Genomic DNA, 6,403 nt, shown 5'->3' on the forward strand with positions numbered 1-6,403 from the left:
GCAAAACTAGACCCACCCTACAATTAATTTACGCCCCGTAGTTTGCGAGTGTTATCAACTAAACTCTGAGCAAATTGATCAAATCTTTGAGAGAGCTTTTCGTCTACTAGTTTGCCTTCAGGACTGAATGCACCCCAAGCTTGTCCGATCGCAATTTGTTCAGGGATAGACCAACAATGAACCCATCTGGTAATTAACCGTAGTTCGTTTAGAGCGTTGCTATTAGACTGACCACCCAAAACACTAATAAATCCTGCTACTTTATCAGATAGTTGATCAAAGCTCATTAAGTCCAGAGCATTTTTCAGGACACCACTAACGCCACCATGATACTCAGGTGTCGCTAAAATTAACCCATCGGACTGACTAACTGTTTCTTGCAACCGCTGAACATCTGGATACTCTGGATACTCCTTTGCGCCAGTGCAAAATGGTAGCTGCAACTGTCGTAAATCGAGAATTTCTACCTCTGCACCTACAGCTTCAACCCTTTGCGCTGCGACTTCTAAAGCAAGCTGGGTATAAGAGTTGGGTCTTAAACTACCACCAATGCCAATAATTTTCACCATAATTAACCCACAAACTATTAACTAGCTACTATCACCAGATTTCTTAAAAAGCGGAATCGTTATGACTATGTTTATCTTAGCGATTTGTGCCGTAATGTGTCAAATTAATATCTACTGGGGAATGGGGAGCAGAGGAGAAGTTGCAGTAAGATTTTTCCACTCTGCCCTTTTGCCCCTCTGCCTCTTGTACCCAATGCCCAGTTTTAACAGCTGCATACTAGATAACGCTCGCTCAACTTTATGTAATAGCCTGAAGAAACTTGGGAATGCTTTTGTGAGGAAGTTAGACTAGATAAGAAAAGTGTAATTTCCAGTTATTACAATTTTTGATAGAAGAATAGGCATAAAACCAGCGCTTAACTTGTGCCAGCAGACAAAGGGTAATTATTATGACAAATTCGGGAAAAAAAGCATTGATAAAAAGGCAGTCCTCAAAGCGCGTTGCTTGGTTTGGTGCAATTGCTGCTAGTTTGATTATGTTGCCAGGAATTTTCGGAAGTACTCCTGTCATGGCACAAAAGGCAGAAACCGCCTCGCTAAATTATGGTGACTTGATCAAGAAAGTGAAGGCGGGAGAAGTCGAGAAAGTAGAGCTTGACGAAACCGAACAGCTAGCAAAGGTTTATCTCAAGGGACAAAAAGATAATACACCACCGCAACAGGTGAGACTTTTGGCGCAAAACACAGAGTTAATCAACATTCTCAAAGATAAGAATGTTGATTTTGGCGAAGTTTCCTCTGCGAACAGTCGAGCTGCTGTTGGACTGTTGATCAACTTGATGTGGATTTTGCCACTAGTAGCTTTAATGCTATTGTTCCTCCGACGCTCTACTAATGCTTCTAGCCAAGCGATGAATTTCGGCAAATCCAAAGCTCGCTTCCAAATGGAGGCAAAAACTGGAGTGAAATTTGAAGATGTCGCCGGGGTTGAAGAAGCTAAAGAAGAACTTGAAGAAGTTGTGACTTTCCTGAAACAGCCAGAAAGATTTACTGCTGTAGGCGCACGGATTCCCAAAGGAGTGCTGTTAATTGGCCCTCCTGGTACTGGTAAAACTTTACTAGCAAAAGCGATCGCTGGTGAAGCTGGTGTACCATTCTTCAGTATTTCCGGTTCAGAATTTGTGGAAATGTTCGTTGGTGTGGGTGCATCTCGCGTGCGCGACCTCTTCAAGAAAGCCAAAGAGAATGCCCCTTGTCTAATATTTATCGATGAAATTGATGCAGTAGGTAGACAACGGGGTGCTGGGATCGGTGGCGGTAACGACGAGCGCGAACAAACCCTCAACCAACTGCTCACCGAAATGGATGGGTTTGAAGGTAACACAGGCATCATTATTATTGCTGCCACAAACCGCCCAGATGTTTTAGACACAGCATTACTCAGACCGGGACGCTTTGACAGACAAGTGATGGTCGATCCACCCGATCTCAAAGGGCGACTGGAAATTTTGAAAGTCCACGCGCGGAATAAGAAAATCGATCCTAGCGTATCATTAGAAGCGATCGCTCGCCGCACCCCTGGTTTTACTGGTGCAGACTTAGCTAACTTACTCAACGAAGCCGCTATTCTCACCGCTAGAAGACGCAAAGAAGCTGTCACCCTTTTAGAAATCGATGCTGCTGTAGACCGAGTTGTTGCAGGTATGGAAGGTACCGCCTTAGTAGATAGTAAGAGCAAGCGCTTGATTGCCTATCATGAAGTTGGACACGCTTTAGTGGGCACCTTGCTCAAAGACCACGACCCTGTGCAGAAAGTTACATTAATTCCACGGGGACAAGCACTGGGATTAACTTGGTTTACTCCCAACGAAGAACAGGGGTTAATTTCCCGTTCTCAACTAAAATCCCGGATTACTGCTACTTTGGGTGGTCGCGCCGCCGAGGAAATCGTTTTTGGGAAGCCAGAAGTGACCACAGGTGCAAGCAATGACTTGCAACACGTGACAGGGATGGCGCGGCAGATGGTGACACGCTTCGGGATGTCAGAATTAGGCCCATTGTCCTTGGAAAATCAGAGTGGAGAGGTATTTTTAGGACGTGACTGGATGAATAAATCAGACTATTCTGAGGAAATTGCTGCCAAAATTGATTCACAAGTGCGCGAAATTGTTAGCAATTCTTACATTAAGGCCAAAGAACTGTTGGAAGAAAACCGCGTAGTTTTGGAGCGTTTAGTAGATTTGCTAGCAGAACAGGAAACAATTGAAGGTGATGCATTCCGCAAAATTGTTGCCGATCATGTTCAGGTAGCCGATGAACAATTGGCTGTACCTCATTAAATATAAGAGTGAAAAAATGTAGAGAGGTAGCAGTGCTACGTCTCTACAAGGGTTCTAGATAAGGTATCTTTAATTTCACCAGATGTCTATTAAGGAACAATCCGCTTGGGTTAAGGCTAAAACTCTGTTATCCAAGTCAATTTTTTAACGAACCGCCTTCTCTACGAGAGGCTTCCGCCAACGCGCAGCGTCTCGTAGAGAGGGCGCAGAGGACGCAGAGAGAAGAAAGAGAAGGAAAAAATTGCTTAACTGAACTGTATTGTATTAAGGAATAGGCAAAAGCTAATAGTTTATCAACTTTAGACTACTGAAAATCCAAAGGTTAAGATTCCCAACTTTTTTCAGAAGTTGGGAATTTTGTTGTGAAAAAAAATTACAATACTACCTCAGCCTTCCCAGAAAGTAGCACACATAAAGTCTTGTCACTGTAAAGCTTAGGCTATTGTATTATGTATACCCAAATAATGTACTACAAGTAAACATAAACATCATGAAATATAGATTTTGGGCAAGTTATCTGCTTGCTGCTTTAGCATTTCTGCCCTTTGAGCCTGTAAGCATTACTCAGGTTTTGGCAACAGAGTCAGTTTACCAATTGGCACAAGCAAAATCGGCTTACACCCAATATATGCAGCTTGGTTATAACGAAACCAAACGGAGAAACTATAGAAAAGCTTTATTGAATTTTCAGCAAGCAGAGCGGCTACGTCCTGGAGATAGATATGCTACTGCTGCAATTAGAAATGTTACAAGTTACATTCAACGCGGTAGAAATCGTATCGCCTTTGTCCCAGGTAGACCTGGTAGAGTAAGGTCAGCAGGAACGCGGGGAAGTTGCTTTCAAACTGGACAATACCTTATTCCCCTGACACCGACAGATAAGGAAGCTCAACGCACCACATCAGAGCGTCCCACATTCTTTTTCTACGTTCCTCAAACCTCGACAACAGTGCAAGCACTAGAATTTGTTTTGCGGGATGGTGATAGCATTGACCCATTATATAAGGGGACTTTCAAACCTGTCGGGCAGAATGGTATTGTTAGCGTAAATGTACCTGTCGATCAGCCATCTCTACAAATCGGTAAAGAGTACAATTGGACTTTTTCGATGATTTGCGATCCTAATAACCGCGATAAAGACTCTTATGTAGAAGGTACAATTGTGCGATCGCAAGATGAAAACCTATCTCTTCAGCTAAACCAACCAAACACAGACTTGGATCGTGCAGTTTTATTTGCCACCGCTGGATTTTGGGAAGATGCTCTGAGAACTTTAGCTAATTTACGCCGCCAGCGTCCTAACGATCCCGAAGTTCAGAAATATTGGGAAGATTTGTTAAATTCAGTAGACATTAAAGAAGTTGTAAGTAAGCCTTTATTGCCCTGTTGTACTGCCCAAAAATAAATTAACAATTACTTAAAAACCCGGTTTTCATAGAAAAGCTGGGTTTTTTACCCTTCAATATAAGATTAAGCGATCGCAAATACTTATGGCGTGGACGGTATCAATTCTTGCTAATTACTGCTGTAAGTCAAGCTGGTAGAGAAACAGGAAGTGCGATCGCGATCAAAGGCGATAAATGCGCGAATCTGATGCAGATCGCGCTTTTTATCAGGAGATTAATGAGCGACTGCTACGTTATAAGCCAGAGTTGGGAATTCCTAACTGTTTGTTTCTCAATGCTCAAAACAAGCAAACTGTCCAAATAATTATCAAGCCTTTGAGAGAACTGGGTATACCAGCAGTTGGCATTGTTGACGTTGATATTCTGAAAGATGGCGGTCAGGATTGGACAAACTTTCTTAAAAGCGGCTTTATCCCGGAACTCGAATATCAGTCACTTGCTAATTTACGAAATGCTGTCAACCAAAAATTTGATGCTACCGGAAAGAATATGAAGCGGGATGGTGGTGTAGATATTCTCTCTGGTAGTGACAGAGAAGCAGCAAATAACTTATCCCTCTTCTGTCACTTTCCGGAATAAGCAAGTAGTAAAGAAGCTAAATCATCCAGAAGCATAACAGGGTTTAAATTGATTCATTGCGGCAATTAATTGATTGAACCCTAGTAACAAATCTGAATTAGGGAAAATACTTAACCAGGGATAAATTAACCAAAATAGTAAAAGTGGTTGGATAATAAGACGCAGATTATTTAAAGTATTCTTCCATCCAGATTTATGATTCCATTGCGGATGATTAGAAAAATCAACATCATTATTTTCTTGTGCTTCAGTCTCAAGTTGACGAGATTGATTGAAGCCTAAGAAGACTGGAGAATTTAAACTAATCATCGTATAAACACTAAAAATAATCTCCCACCATCTCTCAATATGTTGGAAATTAGTGAAACGGTAATCTCTCCAGCCTAGTTCCTGTTTACACTGTCGAAACCCATATTCTACCCAGGTTCTTAATCCATATAAGTCGCCTAAAATCTTCTTCAAATTCCCTTGAAGATTCGTCATCACAAAAGAGGTAGAATTTTCTGGCATGGTTTCTGGGTCAGTAGTTATTTCCCAGTAAGTTATGGCTCTTTTTTTACCATAAATTATTTCCCTAATGTATCTAGTCTCTGATTTTTCATTGCTAAATGTTCTCTCAAATTTACACCACTTATTCGCCCTAACACTTTGCCCTGAAGGCAAACAGACTCCATTATTACTTCTAATTGATACCACGTACCCTAACTTATATTCAGCTATTTTTCTAATAAATTGGCTACTTTCACCATATAAACTATCAGCCAATACTAATTCAATATTGAAGCCTGATTCCATTAATTCTGTAATTATCTCTGATGCTAACTCTATTTTAGTTTTATATTTATCTGACTCCTTTAATCTTCCTTTTGGTTTAAATATTTTGACGATTAATGGAAAAGTTATATTAGCATAAACTCCATAAGTATTAACTGCAAACGTTTCCATTATCTACTTTCCCCACGCTTCCTAAATATTGTCTAGTTACATAATCAGTCTTTTTACCTTTTTTCCTATCTCCTGTTTCATCTATTACTAATGTAATTGCCCGACCATCTAATTGTTTCTTTAACTTATTTAATCTTCTTTCTTTTAATTTATTGACTGACCAATTTGAATTGGCTAAGAAATGGTGTAATGATTGTGCCGAATTTATGCTCACTACCTTTGCTATCTCTGGTAACGATTTTCGTTTTATAGTTGATGTTATCCCCATGTGTAAATATTTGAAGCATTCATAATTTCTTACTTCTTTGAACAGGTCTTTATACTCTGCACAATATTCATCTACGATCGCAACTGTTGGATGGGCATCTCTTGCCAGATGTTTCAGGATTTGTAATTCTACATCCATTGCCCTACTTACCTTACAGGGTTTTTTCTTCTAATACTTTTATTTAGAATACCCGGAAAGTGACAGAAGAGGGATAAGGTAATAATATTGTGCGCCTTACTGCCCCCCGCCATCGCAAAAATTTGACCACCCAAATACTCATGGCGAAGTTCGCTTTTAGTGCCTTAACCTGAGTTCGGGATAAGAAAAAGGACAGGTAGTAAGCTGAAAATAGCGTTA

The 6,403-nt window shown here is 40.6% G+C and carries 4 protein-coding genes and 1 pseudogene; 3 read left to right on the forward strand and 2 right to left on the reverse strand.

Annotation, left to right across the window (positions count from 1 at the left end):
- Positions 1 to 23: 23 nt before the first annotated feature.
- On the reverse strand, positions 24 to 569 hold the full coding sequence (locus HWQ43_RS08425) for an NADPH-dependent FMN reductase (protein WP_292732073.1): 546 nt from the start codon (positions 567 to 569) through the stop codon (positions 24 to 26).
- Positions 570 to 958: 389 nt separating this feature from the next.
- Here HWQ43_RS08425 and ftsH point away from each other — a divergent pair, with 389 nt between their 5' ends.
- From ftsH to HWQ43_RS08440, 3 genes are all read left to right on the forward strand, one after another.
- Entirely contained in the window at positions 959 to 2,848 is a 1,890-nt protein-coding gene (gene ftsH / locus HWQ43_RS08430) for an ATP-dependent zinc metalloprotease FtsH (RefSeq protein ID WP_292732074.1), read from the forward strand.
- A 490-nt stretch (positions 2,849 to 3,338) separates the two neighbouring features.
- Positions 3,339 to 4,253 carry a DUF928 domain-containing protein gene (locus HWQ43_RS08435; RefSeq protein ID WP_292732075.1) on the forward strand — a complete coding sequence of 305 codons (915 nt, stop codon included), beginning with the start codon at positions 3,339 to 3,341 and terminating at the stop codon, positions 4,251 to 4,253.
- 175 nt (positions 4,254 to 4,428) lie between these two features.
- Positions 4,429 to 4,833, forward strand: coding sequence for a hypothetical protein (locus tag HWQ43_RS08440; RefSeq protein ID WP_292732076.1), 405 nt, complete (start codon positions 4,429 to 4,431; stop codon positions 4,831 to 4,833).
- Positions 4,834 to 4,854: 21 nt separating this feature from the next.
- Here the strand turns inward: HWQ43_RS08440 and HWQ43_RS08445 are convergent.
- Positions 4,855 to 6,184, reverse strand: a pseudogene (locus HWQ43_RS08445) (IS701 family transposase).
- Between the last annotated feature and the right edge of the window lie 219 nt (positions 6,185 to 6,403).

It is taken from the genome of Nostoc sp. JL31 (assembly GCF_017114965.1).
Taxonomy (GTDB): Bacteria; Cyanobacteriota; Cyanobacteriia; order Cyanobacteriales; family Nostocaceae; genus Nostoc; species Nostoc punctiforme_A.

Coding starts and splice junctions, on each gene's coding strand:
- HWQ43_RS08425 (WP_292732073.1), bottom strand. CDS start 569: ATGGTGAAAATTATTGGCATTGGTGGTAGTTTAAGACCCAACTCTTAT.
- ftsH (WP_292732074.1), top strand. CDS start 959: ATGACAAATTCGGGAAAAAAAGCATTGATAAAAAGGCAGTCCTCAAAG.
- HWQ43_RS08435 (WP_292732075.1), top strand. CDS start 3,339: ATGAAATATAGATTTTGGGCAAGTTATCTGCTTGCTGCTTTAGCATTT.
- HWQ43_RS08440 (WP_292732076.1), top strand. CDS start 4,429: ATGCGCGAATCTGATGCAGATCGCGCTTTTTATCAGGAGATTAATGAG.